The organism is Enterobacter sp. BNK-18, from assembly GCF_047456135.1.
Taxonomy (GTDB): domain Bacteria; phylum Pseudomonadota; class Gammaproteobacteria; order Enterobacterales; family Enterobacteriaceae; genus Enterobacter; species Enterobacter ludwigii.
In genome coordinates this window covers 1039193-1057456 of record NZ_CP179899.1, presented here as the reverse complement: position 1 = coordinate 1057456, position 18264 = coordinate 1039193, and the positions used below count along the sequence as shown (strand labels likewise).

Annotated in this window: 21 protein-coding genes; 10 read left to right on the top strand and 11 right to left on the bottom strand. The window is 52.9% G+C overall.

From position 1 onward, the window contains the following. Positions 1 to 12: 12 nt before the first annotated feature. The 3 genes from rpmI to thrS form a co-directional block, all read right to left on the bottom strand. Complete coding sequence (gene rpmI, locus ACMGG3_RS05065; RefSeq protein WP_003030583.1) at positions 13 to 210, bottom strand: 50S ribosomal protein L35; 198 nt, start codon at positions 208 to 210, stop codon at positions 13 to 15. A 97-nt stretch (positions 211 to 307) separates the two neighbouring features. Then, positions 308 to 850 (bottom strand): translation initiation factor IF-3, encoded by a 543-nt coding sequence (gene infC / locus ACMGG3_RS05060; protein ID WP_023616141.1) that lies wholly within the window; start codon positions 848 to 850, stop codon positions 308 to 310. 3 nt (positions 851 to 853) lie between these two features. After that, on the bottom strand, positions 854 to 2782 hold the full coding sequence (gene thrS, locus ACMGG3_RS05055) for a threonine--tRNA ligase (RefSeq protein ID WP_014169692.1): 1929 nt from the start codon (positions 2780 to 2782) through the stop codon (positions 854 to 856). A 143-nt stretch (positions 2783 to 2925) separates the two neighbouring features. Here thrS and yncL point away from each other — a divergent pair, with 143 nt between their 5' ends. Then, positions 2926 to 3198 carry a stress response membrane protein YncL gene (gene yncL, locus ACMGG3_RS05050; protein ID WP_072255720.1) on the top strand — a complete coding sequence of 91 codons (273 nt, stop codon included), beginning with the start codon at positions 2926 to 2928 and terminating at the stop codon, positions 3196 to 3198. Between the two features lie 99 nt (positions 3199 to 3297). Then, the gene (yniD, locus tag ACMGG3_RS05045; RefSeq protein WP_008500658.1) at positions 3298 to 3405 is read left to right on the top strand and encodes a small membrane protein YniD; all 108 of its coding nucleotides are present in this window, start codon (positions 3298 to 3300) and stop codon (positions 3403 to 3405) included. Between the two features lie 213 nt (positions 3406 to 3618). Here the strand turns inward: yniD and ACMGG3_RS05040 are convergent, their stop codons facing one another. Together ACMGG3_RS05040 and ACMGG3_RS05035 are read right to left on the bottom strand one after the other, a co-directional pair. Beyond that, positions 3619 to 3852, bottom strand: a complete 234-nt coding sequence (locus ACMGG3_RS05040) for a hypothetical protein (RefSeq protein ID WP_020884407.1) — start codon at positions 3850 to 3852, stop codon at positions 3619 to 3621. A 272-nt stretch (positions 3853 to 4124) separates the two neighbouring features. Continuing rightward, positions 4125 to 4883, bottom strand: a complete 759-nt coding sequence (locus ACMGG3_RS05035; RefSeq protein ID WP_025204400.1) for a YdiY family protein — start codon at positions 4881 to 4883, stop codon at positions 4125 to 4127. A gap of 295 nt (positions 4884 to 5178) precedes the next feature. Between ACMGG3_RS05035 and pfkB the strand changes: the two genes are divergently transcribed. From pfkB to ACMGG3_RS05020, 3 genes are all read left to right on the top strand, one after another. After that, a complete protein-coding gene (gene pfkB / locus ACMGG3_RS05030) occupies positions 5179 to 6111 on the top strand; it encodes a 6-phosphofructokinase II (RefSeq protein WP_078773921.1) in 933 nt (310 codons plus the stop codon). Between the two features lie 105 nt (positions 6112 to 6216). Beyond that, complete coding sequence (ghoS, locus tag ACMGG3_RS05025; RefSeq protein ID WP_050736661.1) at positions 6217 to 6507, top strand: type V toxin-antitoxin system endoribonuclease antitoxin GhoS; 291 nt, start codon at positions 6217 to 6219, stop codon at positions 6505 to 6507. 105 nt (positions 6508 to 6612) lie between these two features. Beyond that, positions 6613 to 7473 (top strand): fructosamine kinase family protein, encoded by an 861-nt coding sequence (locus ACMGG3_RS05020; RefSeq protein ID WP_014169687.1) that lies wholly within the window; start codon positions 6613 to 6615, stop codon positions 7471 to 7473. A gap of 36 nt (positions 7474 to 7509) precedes the next feature. On the opposite strand, the gene ACMGG3_RS05015 is transcribed toward ACMGG3_RS05020, so the two are convergent. Further along, complete coding sequence (locus tag ACMGG3_RS05015; RefSeq protein WP_014169686.1) at positions 7510 to 8046, bottom strand: YniB family protein; 537 nt, start codon at positions 8044 to 8046, stop codon at positions 7510 to 7512. 148 nt (positions 8047 to 8194) lie between these two features. Between ACMGG3_RS05015 and hxpB the strand changes: the two genes are divergently transcribed. From hxpB to ACMGG3_RS04995, 4 genes are all read left to right on the top strand, one after another. After that, entirely contained in the window at positions 8195 to 8866 is a 672-nt protein-coding gene (gene hxpB / locus ACMGG3_RS05010) for a hexitol phosphatase HxpB (protein WP_371006074.1), read from the top strand. A 130-nt stretch (positions 8867 to 8996) separates the two neighbouring features. Then, positions 8997 to 9758, top strand: coding sequence for a 2-dehydro-3-deoxy-D-gluconate 5-dehydrogenase KduD (kduD, locus tag ACMGG3_RS05005; RefSeq protein WP_020884411.1), 762 nt, complete (start codon positions 8997 to 8999; stop codon positions 9756 to 9758). A 93-nt stretch (positions 9759 to 9851) separates the two neighbouring features. After that, entirely contained in the window at positions 9852 to 10442 is a 591-nt protein-coding gene (locus tag ACMGG3_RS05000) for a metal-dependent hydrolase (protein WP_020884412.1), read from the top strand. 127 nt (positions 10443 to 10569) lie between these two features. Beyond that, positions 10570 to 11961 carry an L-cystine transporter gene (locus tag ACMGG3_RS04995; protein ID WP_014169681.1) on the top strand — a complete coding sequence of 464 codons (1392 nt, stop codon included), beginning with the start codon at positions 10570 to 10572 and terminating at the stop codon, positions 11959 to 11961. Positions 11962 to 12013: 52 nt separating this feature from the next. Here the strand turns inward: ACMGG3_RS04995 and cedA are convergent, their stop codons facing one another. After that, entirely contained in the window at positions 12014 to 12268 is a 255-nt protein-coding gene (gene cedA / locus ACMGG3_RS04990) for a cell division activator CedA (RefSeq protein WP_071605472.1), read from the bottom strand. A gap of 187 nt (positions 12269 to 12455) precedes the next feature. On the opposite strand from cedA, the gene katE reads away from it, so the two are divergent. Then, on the top strand, positions 12456 to 14705 hold the full coding sequence (katE, locus tag ACMGG3_RS04985) for a catalase HPII (RefSeq protein WP_020884413.1): 2250 nt from the start codon (positions 12456 to 12458) through the stop codon (positions 14703 to 14705). Between the two features lie 87 nt (positions 14706 to 14792). On the opposite strand, the gene chbG is transcribed toward katE, so the two are convergent. From chbG to chbA, 4 genes are all read right to left on the bottom strand, one after another. Continuing rightward, positions 14793 to 15551 (bottom strand): chitin disaccharide deacetylase, encoded by a 759-nt coding sequence (gene chbG, locus ACMGG3_RS04980; protein ID WP_032677967.1) that lies wholly within the window; start codon positions 15549 to 15551, stop codon positions 14793 to 14795. Between the two features lie 11 nt (positions 15552 to 15562). Continuing rightward, a complete protein-coding gene (locus ACMGG3_RS04975; protein ID WP_371006076.1) occupies positions 15563 to 16918 on the bottom strand; it encodes a 6-phospho-beta-glucosidase in 1356 nt (451 codons plus the stop codon). Positions 16919 to 17028: 110 nt separating this feature from the next. Beyond that, positions 17029 to 17868, bottom strand: a complete 840-nt coding sequence (chbR, locus tag ACMGG3_RS04970; protein WP_014169676.1) for a transcriptional regulator ChbR — start codon at positions 17866 to 17868, stop codon at positions 17029 to 17031. Positions 17869 to 17876: 8 nt separating this feature from the next. Beyond that, positions 17877 to 18224, bottom strand: coding sequence for a PTS N,N'-diacetylchitobiose transporter subunit IIA (gene chbA / locus ACMGG3_RS04965; protein WP_020884417.1), 348 nt, complete (start codon positions 18222 to 18224; stop codon positions 17877 to 17879). Between the last annotated feature and the right edge of the window lie 40 nt (positions 18225 to 18264).

Genomic DNA, 18264 nt, shown 5'->3' with positions numbered 1-18264 from the left:
AACGTTAACGGCTTATGCGTACGGCAGGCACGCGATAACCAGACCCAGATCGCCTTTAGAAACAAGGCCTTTTGGACGCAGGTGACGTTTACGCTTAGTAGATTTTTTGGTCAGAATATGACGCAGGTTTGCGTGCTTACGCTTAAATCCACCACCACCGGTTTTTTTGAAGCGCTTAGCAGCACCGCGTACGGTCTTAATTTTTGGCATCTTAATTACTTCCACTTCGCATTGTTAAATAAACGAAACATAGGCGAACAAAACCTATGAGACCCGAAGGCTCCACAGGTTTTGCTGCTTGAAGGCCTTACTGTTTCTTCTTAGGAGCGAGCACCATGATCATCTGGCGGCCTTCGATCTTCGTAGGGAAGGATTCGACTACTGCCAGTTCACTCAGATCGTCACGGACGCGGTTAAGCACTTCCATACCAATCTGTTGGTGGGCCATCTCACGACCGCGGAAACGCAGTGTGATCTTGGCCTTATCGCCATCTTCCAGAAAGCGAATCAGGCTGCGGAGTTTTACCTGATAATCGCCATCGTCGGTACCAGGACGGAATTTAATTTCCTTAACCTGGATAACTTTTTGCTTTTTCTTCTGTTCCTTAGAAGACTTACTCTTTTCATAAAGGAACTTGCCGTAGTCCATGATACGACAAACTGGCGGTTCGGCGTTAGGGCTGATTTCAACTAAATCTACTCCAGCTTCTTCAGCCTTTTCGATCGCTTCTCTCAGACTCACAATCCCCAGCTGCTCGCCTTCCAGACCTGTTAAGCGAACTTCCTGGGCGCGAATCTCGCCATTGATACGATTCGGACGTGCCGTTTGAACTCGTTTTCCGCCTTTAATACCTTATTCCTCCAGTTGTTGAAGACTGCGGCTGCGAATCTCTTGTTGCAGCTTCTCAATCACTTCACTTACGTCCAGGCTCCCCAGGTCTTTACCACGGCGGGTGCGAACGGCAACTTTGCCTGCTTCCACCTCTTTATCACCACAGACCAACATATACGGGACACGACGTAAAGTGTGCTCGCGGATTTTAAAGCCAATCTTCTCATTTCTCAAGTCTGCTTTTACGCGAATGCCCGCATTTTGTAGTTTCTGCGTCAATTCTTTAACGTATTCAGCCTGAGAATCGGTAATGTTCATCACCACGACCTGCACTGGCGCAAGCCAGGTTGGGAAGAAGCCGGCAAACTCTTCAGTCAGGATGCCGATGAAGCGCTCCAGAGAACCGAGGATTGCACGGTGAATCATAACCGGTACCTGACGTTCGTTGTCTTCGCCAACATAAGAGGCGCTTAAACGCTGCGGCAGGGAGAAGTCCAGCTGTACAGTACCGCACTGCCATGCGCGATCGAGGCAGTCATACAGGGTAAATTCAATTTTCGGACCGTAGAATGCGCCCTCGCCCAGCTGGTATTCGAACGGAATGCCGTTCTCTTCCAGCGCCACGGCGAGATCCGCTTCTGCGCGATCCCAGGTCTCATCGCTACCGATACGTTTTTCCGGACGCGTTGAGAGTTTGACAACGATCTTCTCGAAGCCAAAGGTGCTGTACATATCGTAGACCATACGAATACAGGCGTTAACTTCATCACGAACCTGATCTTCAGTACAGAAGATATGCGCATCATCCTGAGTAAAGCCACGAACACGCATCAGACCGTGCAGTGCACCTGATGGCTCGTTACGGTGGCAGCTACCGAACTCTGCCATACGCAGCGGCAGATCGCGGTAGGATTTCAGACCCTGGTTGAAGATCTGAACGTGGCCCGGGCAGTTCATTGGCTTAATGCAGTATTCACGGTTCTCAGAAGAGGTGGTGAACATCGCATCTTTGTAGTTGTCCCAGTGGCCGGTTTTTTCCCACAGCACACGGTCCATCATGAACGGGCCTTTCACTTCCTGATACTGGTACTCTTTCAGCTTGGAGCGTACGAACGTTTCCAGTTCACGGAAGATAGTCCAGCCGTCATTGTGCCAGAACACCATACCCGGCGCTTCTTCCTGCATGTGGTACAGGTCAAGCTGCTTACCGATTTTACGGTGGTCACGTTTAGCCGCCTCTTCCAGGCGCTGCAAGTAGGCGTTAAGGGCTTTTTTATCGGCCCACGCGGTACCATAGATACGCTGCAACATCTTGTTGTTGCTATCGCCACGCCAGTAGGCGCCCGCGATTTTCATCAGCTTAAAGTGATGACAGAAGCGCATGTTCGGCACGTGCGGTCCACGGCACATGTCGACGTATTCTTCGTGATGGTACAAGCCAGGCTTGTCATCATGAGAGATGTTTTCATCAAGAATAGAGACTTTATAGCTCTCGCCACGCTTCACGAAGGTTTCACGCGCTTCGTGCCAGCTGACTTTCTTCTTAATGACGTCATAGTTAGTTTCGGCGAGCTCGTGCATACGTTTTTCGAGCGCGTCGATATCTTCCTGAGTCAGGGTATGGTCAAGATCAACGTCATAGTAGAAACCGTTGTCGATAACCGGACCGATCGCCATTTTGGTGTTCGGCCACAGCTGTTTGATCGCATGACCTAACAGGTGCGCGCAGGAGTGACGAATGATCTCCAGACCTTCTTCGTCTTTCGCTGTGATGATAGACAGCTGCGCATCGCTTTCAATCAGATCAGATGCATCAACCAGCTCACCATTAACACGGCCAGCGATGGTTGCTTTCGCGAGTCCAGGACCAATGTCCAGGGCAACATCCATTGGGCTTACAGCGTGGTCGTAATGGCGTTGGCTGCCATCAGGAAGAGTAATTACAGGCATTTTATATCCTTATTTGCAGTGATGCCCCACACATAAGAGCATATACAAAGAAAATAATCGTGATTTGACAATAGATTACGACACCATCTGACCAACAATCGTCAAATTGGCTCGCGATCATTCACCCGCCGAAAATCAGATAAATGCGGATTTACGGCAAGCCCTGCAATGGTAACACTAACAAAAGAGAGATTGCACCCTTTGCGGGCAGATTGCTGCGCTGGCACTTTCGCATGAATTTGCAGGGCGCATATCTCCGGCGCTCGCATTCCAGAGATGCTGGGCTACTCTTGAACAAGTCTTTAAACCCAAAGGTGCATACCATGAACGTATCAAGTAGAACGGTTGTGATATTGAACATCCTTTCAGCCACCGGTTTATTGTTGATTCTTGCAGAACGATTCCACTGGTTCTAACCGAACCGGAAGTAGGCATAACCTGATTCACCACTGGAGAAGGGGCATTTCCCCGCCCTGTTTGGTAGACTGTTCGCATCAACTTACAAGGATCAGGTTATGCCAACAAAACGATTTGCCGTAAAACACTGGAAAATGGTACTGGTGCTGATTGCCATCTGCGGCGCGATGCTGCTTCTGCGTTGGGCGGCAATGATTTGGGGCTGAACGGGGATATAAATAACTGCGCAGGGAATAACGTCGTTATCCGTAATACCCTTTTGCGGGTATTCATCTTGCGGGTATTCACCGCCAGGACGAAATACGAACGATAGGTTTACGTCAAATAGGTTTACCGCGAAAAAACCGGTACCACAAAATCCGGTTTTCTTGGCGCGTTGAATTAGCGTTTAAACGTCAATAACAACACGGCAAAACCCATCAGGACCATTCACCTGCAACCAGTTTATGGACGTCAAAAGCATCATTCATAGACTGACCGGTGGACTGAGAGGCTGGCGCGATGTTAGACCCGGCTTCAACGTCAGCGGCTTTCGCAATGCCGATTTGGCTGTGGGTGTCACTGGCTGTCGGGGTGGTTTCATCAGCAGCAAATACGCCAAAAGACAGTGCGGAAAGCACCATCGCTGCTGCGGCAGTTTTGATTTTTTTCATAATGTTTTTTCTCTTTCTACATTTAATACTAATAATGCTAAATACCTTAAGGCCGAATTCTGCCCGTGCTAAGAGTGTAGATCCAGATCACACTTTTGCCTAGCCTGTTACGTTATCAATTCGTGTCAAATAAGCCGCAAATTAATGAAAATGCATTATAAAGAAATGATGGAGATATCAGCAGATCAGATATTTCAAAACAGTGTTTAATATAAAACAGCACAGTTTCAAAAAATAAAAAACGGGCCGATAGCGTAATCGGCCCGAGAATATTACATTTTATAACCCAGTGAAACCGTGGTTCTGCGGTCGGTATGATCCGGAGCAGAATCAGGAGGAGAAGAGTTCCAGGTGACGTTGTAGGCCACTTTCAGGCCGAAGTGTTCGTTGATGGCCACGTTCAGCGCTGTTTCTGAGTTCAGCGTCGTATCGTCGGCACCAAACACAGACACCCCCTGGGTAAATTTGGTGTTGTCAGTCATCTGCCAGGCATAGGTGCCGGAAGCGTAACCGAGCGGTTGAGTTTTGGTTTCGCCGTCGGTGTACTCGTCGTAGCGCACACCTGGACCGAATTCAAAACGTAAACTGTGTACCGGACCGTTCAGGAACTGGCGACCGTAACCGGCAGTGAACACATCACGCTGGCGATAGCCGTTGTAACGGTCAGTTAACCAGCTGGCCTGACCAAACAGGTAGTCAAAGTCGGTCATGTTGTAACGGCTACGTCCGCCAACCGCATATTTCTCGGAAGAGCGTTCGTCATTCGCGGAGGTGTTACTGGCATTTCCCCACAGAGACCAGGCGGTGGTATTACCGTACCAGGTCAGCGTACTGTCCGCCGTGAGAGAGGAGCTTTTCGTGTTACCGGATTGTGCAAGATAGCCAGCGTTCAGGTTACCTTCAAACGGTTTTTGCGCGGTGGCTGGATCGTCCATGACAGTAAAAACGGAATCATCTGCGGTCGCGTTCATTGCAGCAAACACGCCACCCGCCAGCATCAGTGCAGCGGGTACTGTCTTCAAAAGCTTCATTTTATTAAGGAGTCCGTACAACAAAAAAAGAGACCACACGGTCCCGGAAACTTTCTTGAGGATCAATGACAAGGCGTCCAGAGAAAGGTAACAAATTATAAAAAGCCGCAAATAACATAGCAATGATTTCTTATTTCATTTTTTGAATAAGAACGATCTCAAAAAGCGTTTTATTTTATATAAGCCGCAGCAGACTTTATGTCAGTATTCATATTTAAAATCATACTGTTATTTACATTGCCTTCCTGACAAATGGTGCCAGACTAAAAGGAACCCACGCTAAAAGGAGGTAATGATGGTTTCTATCTATACCCTGACGCTCTCCCCTTCCCTCGACTCCGCCACCCTGACGCCCCAGATTTACCCGGAAGGTAAATTGCGCTGCAGCGCCCCGGTGTTTGAGCCCGGCGGCGGCGGTATCAATGTGGCGCGAGCCATAACGCACCTCGGTGGAAAGGCGACAGCAATTTTCCCCGCAGGCGGCGCGACCGGTGAGCACCTGGTCTCTCTGCTGGCCGATGAACAGGTGGCCTCGCAGACCGTCGAGTCCAAAGACTGGACGCGGCAAAACCTGCATGTGCACGTGGAGTCCAGCGGCGAGCAATACCGTTTCGTCATGCCGGGTGCAAAACTTAGTGAAGATGAGTTTCGTCAGCTTGAAGAGAAGGTGCTGGCCATTGAGAGCGGTGCTCTGCTGGTGATAAGCGGCAGCCTGCCGCCCGGTGTCAGCACGGAAAAACTGACGGCGCTGATTCGGATCGCGCAGCAACGCGGTATCCGCTGCATTGTCGACAGCAGCGGCGAGGCGCTGCAGGCAGCCCTGACGCCGGGCAATCTTGAGCTGGTTAAACCCAATCAGAAAGAGTTAAGCGCGCTGGTGAACCGCGAGCTGAACCAGCCGGACGATGTCCTCACCGCCGCGCAGGAGCTGGTTCACAGCGGCAAAGCGCGACGGGTCGTGGTCTCCCTTGGCCCGCAGGGTGCCCTGGCCGTGGACGAAACGGGGTCCGTTCAGGTTGTTCCGCCGCCGATGAAAAGCCAGAGTACCGTGGGCGCAGGTGATAGCATGGTTGGAGCGATGACCCTGAAACTGGCCCAGGGTGCTTCATTACTGGAGATGACACGCTACGGCGTCGCAGCGGGTAGCGCTGCCACCATCAACCAGGGCACACGTCTCTGTTCGCTTAGCGACACGCAAAAAATCGTCGATTACCTGTCCCGAAATTAATCCCCCTTTTCCCCTTCTCTGTGAAGGGGAAATACGCGGCATAGTCGCCAAACGCAGCCTATCGACTATGCTAAGAAAACTTCCAAGATAACAATGAGGTGAATTATGAGCAGTGGTGACATCACCCGCTACGTCGTTACCATCAACATTCATCAAGCGTCGCTGACCGAGCTTAATGAGCTCAACAACGCCTTTACCCGGGCCAATTTCCTGCTCACACTCACGGATGACGAGGGCAATATCCATGATTTAGGCACCCTGACGTTTGGCCTGATCAGCGCCCTGAGTAAAGAAGAGGTTCACGCTCTGGCGGCCAGTCTGGTCGAAAGCGTGACCGACAAAGCGGCAGAAATTGATCTTGATACCTGGGAAAACTGGCAGAAAAAAGAACAATAAGTGCCCTGCATGAATTTAAACCGCTCAGGTGTGCGTTAGTTCGTATTTTTTTACCGCAATTATGCGCTAACTTTATGATCTGGCAGACAACATGGGAGAGACAACATGTGGCAGGCTATCAGTCATCTTTTAAGTGAGCAACTGGGTGAAGGTGAAATTGAACTGCGGAACGAACTGCCAGGCGGAGAAATCCACGCCGCATGGCACTTACGCTACGCCGGGCGCGATCTCTTTGTTAAATGCGATGAACGAGAGCTGCTTCCGATTTTCACCGCCGAAGCCGACCAGCTGGAACTTTTGTCGCGCAGTAAAACGGTGACGGTCCCGCAGGTCTGGGCCGTGGGCAGCGACCGCGACTACAGTTTTCTGGTCATGGAATTTCTTCCTGCCCGCCCGTTAGACGCCCATAACGCCTTCATTCTCGGCCAACAGTTAGCGCGACTGCATCAATGGAGCGACCAGCCGCAGTTTGGTCTCGATTTTGACAACGACCTCTCCACCACCCCACAACCCAATGCCTGGCAACGACGCTGGTCGACATTCTTTGCTGAGCAACGCATTGGCTGGCAGCTGGAACTGGCTGCGGAGAAAGGTCTGGAGTTTGGCAATATCGATGCCATCGTCGAACACATTCAGCAGCGTCTGGCATCCCACCAGCCTCAGCCGTCTCTGCTGCACGGCGATTTGTGGTCAGATAACTGCGCGCTGGGTCCTGACGGCCCCTATATCTTCGACCCGGCCTGTTACTGGGGCGACAGGGAGTGTGACCTGGCGATGCTGCCACTGCACCCTGAGCAACCGCCGCAAATTTACGACGGGTACCAGTCCGTGCTGCCTCTGCCGCAGGGTTTTCTTGAGCGCCAGCCGGTGTATCAGCTGTACACACTGATGAACCGCGCCATTCTGTTTGGCGGAGAACATCTGGTCAATGCCCAGAGGGCACTTGAACGTGTGCTTGCCGCGTAATGGCGGGACGGGTGGCTATGTCGCCACCCTTATCGGTTACAGGAATCCCAACAGCGAAAAGAAGAAGTACCCCGCCACGATGATAATGACTGGCAGGATATACAGCGGGAAAATTTGCAGGAAAATGGTGTGACGCGGCACAACAATGCGGGACTCAATCTGCTCGCGGCTCATCCCTTCCGGGCCTTTTGCCTGTTCGAGAATCATCTGGTCTTCCACACCTTCGCGTAAAAAGCGCGTCTGACGGCTCATGCGTGCGCCAGAGGCCTGCAACGCCATACCAATAAAGATCAGCGCGTAGATCACCCAAAACCCGAGATTCAACTGCTGATGAAAATTCGGCGTCGGCGAATTGAACCAAAAGACATTCAGAAACGGCGTGTTAAAACGCATCATTTCAATCATGACATGAGCAAAATCAAGCATTACCGCATTAATACCTGGCTGTTTTTCACTGTGATCGTACATAAACTTGAGCACAGAGATCAGCGTCGAAATGACGGCTGGAATAAAAATTACCCAGCCAGCAATACGTTTTAAGACAGCAATGCGTCCAGCTTGTTGATACGTCATCAGTTCCCCTTCATAAAGACGCGTTATTTCTGCCTAAGTCTACCTGCTGACCATCATTTTCGCCCGCTCTTTAAAGGCAATATGCTAAATTGCAGAGTGCACTTAGCATTTATCGTCTGTCGTACACCCTGGATAAGGAGACGTTGTGATGTCGACACCGCGCCAGATTCTTGCCGCAATTTTTGACATGGATGGATTACTGATCGATTCCGAACCGTTGTGGGATCGCGCCGAACTGGACGTTATCGCCAGCCTGGGCGTTGATATCAGCCGCCGTAATGAACTTCCGGATACGCTTGGTCTGCGCATCGATATGGTGGTGGACCTGTGGTATGCCCAGCAGCCGTGGGGAGGACCCGATCGCGACGAAGTGACCGCGCGCATTATCAGCCGCGCCATCTCACTGGTGGAAGAGAGCAAGCCCCTGCTGCCCGGCGTGCGTGAAGCCGTCGCGCTGTGTAAAGCGCAGGGGTTGAAAGTTGGCCTGGCGTCAGCTTCACCGCTGCATATGCTGGAAAAAGTGCTGACCATGTTTGAGCTGCGCGACAGCTTCGACGCGCTGGCCTCAGCGGAAACGTTGCCATACAGCAAGCCGCACCCGCAGGTCTATCTCGACTGTGCCGCTAAGCTCGGTCTTGATCCTCTCTGCTGTGTCGCGCTGGAAGATTCCGTTAACGGAATGGTGGCCTCGAAGGCCGCGCGCATGCGCTCGATTGTTGTTCCCGCGGAGGAAGGCCGACACGATCCCCGTTTTGCCCTTGCCGACGTAAAGCTGAACTCACTGGTTGAGCTGACGGCGCAGCACCTGCGCGGCGAGTAACCCGCTCCTTTCAGGCAGCGTCAGGCTGCCTGCTTTAAAAACAAAACATCGTTTCATTTTGTTTGCTTTTCTTATCCCCCGCTTCTATCCTTAGCGTCAGAATGACAATAACCTTACTTCTGAGGCGCGTATGATACTGGATAACTTCACTCTGTCAGGAAAAGTGGCCATCGTCACCGGATGCGATACCGGTCTGGGACAAGCCATGGCCATTGCGCTGGCGCAGGCGGGATGCGACATCGTGGGTGTTAACCGCAAAGCGCCGGAGGAAACGGCTGCCTGCATTAGCGCGCTCGGAAGGCGGTTCAGGGCGATTCGGGCCGACCTCAGTCAGCAGGAGAGTCTTCAGGACGTTGTTGACAGCGCGGTTGCTGAGATGGGGCGAGTCGATATTCTGGTGAACAATGCCGGGACCATACGCCGTGAAGATGCTCTCGCGTTCAGCGAAAAGGACTGGGATGACGTCATCAACCTGAATCTGAAATCGCTTTTTTTCCTCTCCCAGGCCGTGGCTAAACAGTTTATTGCGCAGGGCCAGGGCGGGAAAATCATTAATATCGCCTCGATGCTCTCATTCCAGGGTGGCATCCGCGTGCCCTCTTACACCGCGTCCAAAAGCGGCGTGTTGGGGATCACGCGTCTGCTGGCCAATGAATGGGCGACACACGGCATCAATGTTAACGCCATCGCGCCAGGCTACATGGCGACCAACAACACTCAGCAACTGCGAGATGATCAGCAGCGCAGCCAGGAGATCCTCGACCGGATACCTGCCGGGCGCTGGGGAGTTCCGGAAGACCTGCAGGGACCGGTGGTCTTTTTAGCCTCCGCCGCCTCGGATTACGTGAACGGTCATACGTTAGCCGTCGACGGGGGCTGGCTGGCGCGCTAGGCGCGTTTGTGACATACAGTTACACCGTCACCTCTTTCGTCTACTGTATAAAAACCCTATACTGTATGAATTGACAGTTTTGTGGGTTTTATCATGACGGCGGAAGGCCATCTGCTTTTTTCCATTGCGTGCGCAGTTTTTGCCAAAAACGCTGAACTTACCCCTGTGCTCGCACAGGGGGACTGGTGGCATATTGTCCCGTCCGCCGTGTTGACCTGTCTACTGCCCGATATCGACCATCCAAAATCGTTCCTGGGACAGCGGCTAAAGTGGATATCAAAACCCATCGCCCGCGCGTTTGGTCACCGTGGGTTTACCCACAGCCTGCTGGCCGTATTCGGCCTGCTCACCCTTTTCTATTTAAAAGTCCCTGAGAGCTGGATAGTGCCCGCCGATGCTATCCAGGGAATGGTGCTGGGTTATTTAAGCCATATCCTTGCCGATATGCTGACGCCTGCGGGCGTGCCGCTGCTCTGGCCATGCCGCTGGCGTTTCCGTTTGCCCATTCTTGCGCCGCAGAAAGGTAATCAGCTTGAGCGTGTGTTGTGTATGGCGCTCTTTGCCTACGCCGTCTGGATGCCGCAAACCTTGCCCGAAAACAGTGCAGTGCGCTGGTCATCCCAGATGATCAATTCGCTGCAATTTCAGTTTAATCGGTTCATTAATCACCAGATTGAACACTAAGCACACAAATTATTTCCATTTGTCATAACCCATTCCATTTGGATATAAGCGCCACATCACACTTCTGATAACCTTGCGCCAACAGGATCGGTAAAAACCGACCGTATAATAAATCAGGAGAACGGGGATGAATTTTCCACTCATCGCGAACATTGTGGTGTTCGTTGTATTGCTATTGCTTCTCGCGCAGGCGCGCCACAAACAGTGGAGCCTCGCGAAGAAAGTGCTGGTTGGTCTGGCCATGGGTGTCGTGTTTGGTCTGGCGTTGCAGGCTATTTACGGCTCCGATAATCCAGTTTTGAAAGATTCTATTCAGTGGTTCAACATCGTCGGTAACGGCTATGTCCAGCTGCTGCAGATGATCGTTATGCCGCTGGTGTTTGCCTCTATTCTGAGCGCCGTTGCCCGTCTGCATAACGCCACCCAGTTGGGTAAAATCAGCTTCCTGACCATCGGTACACTGCTGTTTACCACGCTGATTGCAGCTCTGGTCGGCGTGCTGGTCACCAACCTGTTCGGGCTGACCGCAGAAGGTCTGGTCCAGGGTACGGCTGAAACGGCGCGTCTTACCGCGATTCAGACCAACTACGTGGGTAAAGTCGCTGACCTGACGGTGCCACAGATGGTGCTTTCTTTCGTGCCGAAGAACCCGTTTGCTGACCTGACCGGTGCCAGCCCAACCTCCATTATCAGCGTGGTGATCTTTGCGGCCTTCCTCGGTGTGGCGGCGCTGAAGCTGCTGAAAGACGACGCGCCGAAAGGCGAGCGCGTGCTGGTGGCTATCGATACCTTGCAAAGCTGGGTAATGAAGCTGGTCCGTCTGGTGATGCAGTTGACCCCTTACGGTGTTCTGGCGCTGATGACCAAAGTGGTTGCCGGCTCTAACCTGCAGGACATTATTAAGCTGGGTAGCTTCGTCGTCGCCTCTTATCTGGGTCTGGGCATTATGTTCGTGGTGCACGGTATCCTGCTGGGCGTCAATGGCGTTAGCCCGCTGAAATACTTCCGTAAAGTGTGGCCGGTACTGACCTTTGCGTTTACCAGCCGTTCCAGCGCCGCGTCTATTCCGCTGAACGTTGAAGCGCAGACCCGTCGTCTGGGCGTACCGGAATCTATTGCCAGCTTCTCTGCCTCCTTTGGTGCCACCATTGGTCAGAACGGTTGCGCAGGTCTCTACCCTGCAATGCTGGCGGTAATGGTTGCTCCGACCGTGGGTATCAACCCACTGGATCCCGTATGGATTGCCACGCTGGTCGGGATTGTTACCATCAGCTCCGCAGGCGTTGCGGGTGTTGGCGGTGGCGCAACCTTCGCCGCGCTGATTGTCCTGCCGGCCCTGGGTCTGCCGGTGACGCTGGTTGCCCTGCTGATCTCCGTTGAGCCGCTGATCGACATGGGTCGTACTGCGCTGAACGTGAGCGGTTCCATGACCGCCGGTACGTTGACCAGCCAGTGGCTGAAGCAGACCGATAAAACCATTCTGGAAAGTGAAGACGACGCTGAACTGGCGCACCGTTAATCACGGATGGATAAATGAAAAAAACCGCCTGATGGCGGTTTTTTTTTGGCTGTTATTCTTCAATCTCTTCATCCTGGCGGACCTGGTTCGCCCATCGCTGGGCCGACTCCGGCCCCGAAAACGCGGGCGAACGACGGAAGTGTTCTCCCATCAGAACAAACGCCACGTATTTACCGCGCAGTTGCCAGACATCACGAAAACCATCCACCTTCAGGGCGTGTTCGGGCGGCGCGGGTTCGACGCGGGGCACGTAGCTAATGACAGGGCGGTTTTGTTGACGAAAAGGTTTCATAAGCGACGGGTTCACTAAAGCACATTCTGGAAGCAGGAAAATTCTATGATAGCCGATCCTCCCCCCACGCGTCGCGCCCTGCATCGCTCTGATAGCGCATTCCTTAACCAGGTCATCTGAAAACTCTTAGTTCGCCCGCCCTTTCGCCACATTGTTCTATAGTTAACAAGGTTTTTAGCAATGGATAAAGGAGAAGCGTGCAATGTCGAACAAAGATAAAACACATCAATCACCCATTCATGGCACTGAAGAATCTCAACCAGGCATGGACTCTCTGGCCCCAGCGGACGGCTCTCACCGCCCGTCCCCCGGCCCTTCCGCACCTGGCGAACAGCCTACCGCGCCGGGAAGTATGAAATCCCCGGATACCGGAAACGAGAAGCTGAAATCCCTTGAGTCCCACCGTAAAGGCGGCGAAGGTTTTGCACTTACCACCAACCAGGGCGTGCGCATTGCTGACGATCAGAACTCGCTGCGTGCGGGAACGCGCGGACCGACCCTGCTGGAAGACTTTATTCTGCGGGAAAAAATCACCCATTTTGACCATGAACGTATACCTGAGCGCATCGTTCACGCGCGTGGCTCCGCGGCACACGGCTACTTCCAGCCCTACAAAAGCCTCAAAGAGATAACCAAAGCGGATTTCCTTTCCGATCCGGACAAAATCACACCGGTCTTTGTCCGCTTTTCAACCGTGCAGGGCGGCGCGGGTTCGGCAGATACCGTGCGTGATATCCGCGGCTTCGCCACCAAATTTTATACCGAAGAGGGTATTTTCGATCTCGTCGGCAATAACACCCCGGTGTTTTTCATTCAGGATGCGCATAAATTTCCTGACTTTGTCCATGCGGTAAAACCGGAGCCCCACTGGGCCATACCGCAGGGACAAAGTGCGCATGACACCTTCTGGGATTATGTCTCACTGCAACCAGAAACGTTACACAACGTGATGTGGGCGATGTCAGACCGTGGCATTCCGCGCAGCTACCGCACGATGGAAGGGTTTGGTATTCATACCTTCAGGATGATCAACGCGGACGGGAAAGCCACATTCGTACGCTTCCACTGGAAGCCTGTGGCGGGCAAAGCCTCGCTGGTGTGGGATGAAGCCCAGAAGCTGACCGGGCGCGATCCGGACTTCCACCGTCGTGAGCTGTGGGAGTCGATTGAAGCCGGTGACTTCCCGGAATATGAACTGGGGTTACAGCTGATCCCGGAAGAGGATGAGTTTAACTTCGATTTCGACCTTCTCGACCCGACAAAGCTGATCCCAGAGGAGCTGGTGCCGGTTCAGCTGGTGGGTAAAATGGTGCTCAACCGTAACCCGGACAATTTCTTTGCCGAAAATGAGCAGGTCGCGTTCCACCCGGGGCATATCGTTCCGGGGCTGGATTTCACGAACGATCCCCTCCTGCAGGGGCGATTGTTCTCCTATACCGATACGCAGATCAGTCGCCTTGGCGGGCCCAACTTCCACGAAATTCCGATTAACCGTCCAACCTGCCCGTACCACAATTTCCAGCGCGACGGGATGCATCGCCAGGATATCGATACCAATCCGGCTAACTATGAGCCGAACTCCATCAACGATAACTGGCCGCGCGAAACGCCGCCGGGACCAAAACGCGGTGGTTTTGAGTCGTACCAGGAGCGCATCGATGGCAATAAAATCCGCGAGCGTAGCCCGTCATTCGGCGAGTATTATGCCCAACCTCGCCTGTTCTGGAACAGCCAGACGCCGATCGAGCAACAGCATATTATCGGCGGCTTTAGCTTTGAACTGAGCAAAGTGGTGCGGACTTACATCCGCGAGCGCGTGGTCGATCAGCTCGCCCATATCGATATTCAGCTTGCCCAGAGCGTGGCGGATAACCTTGGCATTACGCTGACGGATGAGCAACGCAATGCGGCCCCACCGAAAGACGTTAACGGCCTGAAGAAAGATCCGTCCCTGAGTCTGTATGCGGTGCCGGGTGGCTCGATAAAAGGCCGGGTAGTGGCCATTCTGCTGAATGACAAAACCCGTGCCAGCGACGTGCTGGGGATTATGCAGGCGCTGAAAACCAAAGGCGTTCACGCCAAACTGCTCTATTCCCGCATGGGGGAAGTGACCGCCGACGACGGTTCAGTGCTGCCGGTTGCGGCCACCTTTGCCGGAGCACCATCGCTCACCGTTGATGCGGTGATTGTGCCATGCGGCGACATCGACAGTCTGCTGAACAATGGCGATGCGATTTATTATCTGCTGGAAGCCTATAAACACCTGAAGCCGATCGCCCTGTCCGGCGATGCGCGACAGTTTAAAGCGCACCTGAAGGTGGCTGAGCAAGGTGAAGATGGTATTGTCGAAGGCGATAACGTCGATGATGCGTTTATGACGAAGCTGTTCGATCTGCTCGCAGCGCACCGTGTGTGGTCACGCAGCAGTAAGATTGATCGTATACCGGCATAAAAGAAAAGCCGGGTCTGGCTTTGCCCGACCCGGCGTTGATTGACATCGTTTACTCAGCCCGGCAGGCACCGCGCCTCCGGGCTATTTTCATACATCCTCAAAGGTGCCCAGACGGTACCCACGCTCGGCAATGGCGTATTTCAGCGATGCCGACGTCAGCACATCCAGTTCCGCCAGTCGCGGCCAGCAGTAGGCACTTTTACGCACAATGTTATCGACAAACGCAGGGTGTGCCATCACTTCCAGCGACCGTTCCCCGCGCGCGGCGGACTCATCCAGCACCTGCAGAAACAGCGCTTCGCTAATCTCGTCGCCGTAGAACGCGCTACTGAACCCGTCCGTTGTGGGCACAGAAGACAATGACAGCCCGTGCAGCGCCTGCACCTCACGATCCACGCGCATTGCCACGCCTTTGCGCTGTGCAAATTCCGCCACTGACGGGAAAAGTGCCGGGATCATATGCACGTGATGATGGCTGTCAATATGCGTGGGTTCACGGCCAAAGAGATCGACGAAACGGTTGAACTGACAGTCCAGCTCGCGGGTAATCTCCTCGAGCGGCAGCGTGCCCTGCTCTGCCTGCTCCCAAATCCATTTACCCAGCTGTCCGTCCCGCGTCAGTCCCGGCATCGGTGAAAGGGGCATCCCGAGCGTCAATACAAAGTGCATGCCGACGCCCAGCGCTGGCACCTCGCGGCTGAGCTGCGCCGCGTGTTCAACCGCGTCACCATTAACCAGTGCCGTTGTTGAGGTCACCACACCCCGGCGGCAGGCTTCAATAATGCCGTAGTTTTGACCTTTTGAGAGTCCAAAATCATCAGCATTGACGATCAGCAGGTTTTCCATCACACATCCTCTCAGTGCTGTTTGAATTTCAGCTTCTCAATCGTGGCGGCAAAATTAGGCAACCATTTTTCATGCGCCAGAATCATTTCGCTGGCCAGTTGCTCGGCATCACGATCGGAATGGACCAGCGGGCTGAGATTGAGCGCCAGAAGAACGTCATTGAGTTCACCGCTCAGCGCCGCGTTGCTGGCTGCCACTTCAAACCCTTTGATGGTGTGGATCAACCCCATCACTTTGTCGTCAAAGTGGGTAATCCGTGGATGTGGCCTGGCGCCATCACGTCCCAGAATGCAGGTCATCTCAACAGCCCAGTCAGCCGGGATATTGTCGATATGGCCGTGATGCGGCACATTGACGTAGTGCTCGGCCTGCTTGTTGTTGTAAATGGCGTTGATCACTTCACACGCCGCATCGGAATAATACGCTCCGCCGCGCAGCTCAAGCTCTTTCGGTTTCACGTTCAGGTTCGGATCTTTATACAAATCAAACAGCTGTTTTTCAACTTTCTGCACCACCTGAGCGCGTGCGCCACCCTTATAGTACTCACCCATCTCGATGGCCAGCATCTCTTTCTGTTTGAAGTAGTAAAGCAGGTATGAGCAAGGCAGCAGATTAAGCGAGCGGATCAGCCCTTCGCTGAACGGCAGGTCAAAGATGTTTTTCACTGACGCAGCGGTCAGACGTCCGGAGGCTACGCCGTCAAGCAGTTCGCTAAAGCGAGACTGACCATTCACGATGACATCTTTGATAAACACCATGTGGTTCAGGCCAAAGAGATCGATAGAAAGATCGTCGTTATCGGTCAACTCCAGCACATCGCTGATGAACATCTTCATGCCAATCGGAATATTACAGACGCCGATAAAGCGTTTGAAATCGGTGTGGCGATAGACCGCCTCGGTCACCATCCCGGCCGGGTTGGTGAAGTTAATCACCCACGCGTTGGGGCAGATCGCTTCCACATCGTTGATGATGTCAAAAATGACCGGAATGGTACGCAGCCCCTTGAACAGGCCGCCCGCGCCGTTGGTCTCCTGCCCCAGATAGCCGTGGCTCAGTGGAATACGTTCATCCATTTCACGCGCTTTGAGCTGGCCGACGCGCAGCTGGGTCGTCACGAAGTCGGCATCCTGCAGCGCCAGGCGACGGTCGAGGGTTTTATGCACGGTCAATGGCACACCGGCTTTCGCGACCATCCGCTTGCAGAGCTCAAAAATGATATTCAGTTTCTCCTGACCTTCCTCAACGTCCACCAGCCATAATTCGCTGACCGGTAATTCATGATAACGTTTCAGGAAACCTTCGAGTAATTCCGGGGTATAACTGCTGCCGCCGCCAATGGTTACGACTTTTAATTTCTTCTGCATAATATCTCCCTTAGCATATCAGGTTAATCGCCTGCAAGGTGTAGCGTACTCTTCCCGCTCTGTGGGCAAGCAATCAAGGCAATATTTGTGGCGGGTAAATCCGCCGAAATTTAATTAATTACCGTCAGGTTCTTCCGGTAACTGTTCGGTGTGAACGAAGTCAATTTCTTAAAGGTCTTAATAAACAAGCTGGGGCTACTGTAGCCTGACTCATAAGCAATATCGGTAACCGAGTAGTTGGTTATTTCCAGCTGTTTTTTAGCAAAATTAATGCGGATTTCATTAATAATTTGCACTGGCGTTTTACGATAATAACGCTGAGTTGCTCGGGTCAGATATTCCTGTGATTTACCGGACAAAGCGACCATATTTTCCAGCGCATTTTCGCTGAATTGTCCTTTATCGTGCATCAGTTCAACCGTACTGCGCAGCCACTGCGGAATATCATCGCTTACCTGCTGCTCTTCACGATGATGGCGCAGACGGTTCATCACATAAAACGTCACCGTTTCAATAAACTCATCAAATTCATTCTCGCGAAAGTTAAGCGAGGCGATAACCGTTTCAATCCAGGTCATGAACTCGTTTTTGATGCGATAGACCTGCGAGGCCACAAAGCAGAACGGCACCAGCGGCAGATAGTGTTTCTCAAAGAAGCGTCTGCTGACACCTACGTTAAGAATGCGGGTTGCACCAAATTCATAAAAGCTCTGGTGATGGGACCCCATCGGCAGGAAGACGAAATCTCCCCGCTCAAGCAGGACGCGCTTGCCGTTGATTTCCTGGTAGTAGCGACCGGTCAGAACAATCGTGAACTCATAGTAGTCATGCTGATGCAGACCGCTCGCGCTCTCCGTCTTGTTGTAAATAATCACGTGAAAATTTTTGCCATTAAACAGTTGCTGTTCAAGTGCGGTTTTTATTTCCATCGCGCTGACCTCCTGCTGCAAACTCTGCCTTACTGCATCTTCTCGTGAAGCTCAATTAACTCGGCCACCAGTTCACGTGCCAGCATCGACGTCATCAGATGATCCTGCGCATGCACCAGCACCAGACTGACCTTCATCTTGCCTTCACCCTGATCGCTTTCAATAAGCTTTGTCTGCACCAGGTGTGCTTCGTTCAGCGCCGTACGGGACTGTTCCATCATGGTCTTTGCGGCTGCGAAATCACCCTGCTTGGCCTGTTTGAGCGCGGCATACGCCAGGCTACGCGCCTGCCCGGAATTGATGATAAGCCCCATCACCACCTCTTCCAGATCGTTCTCTGCGGTTTCTTCTGCGACAATACTGTCCAAATCTAACATTTTTAAGCTCCTTTTGGCTGGCGCGGGTTGCCCCGCGCCG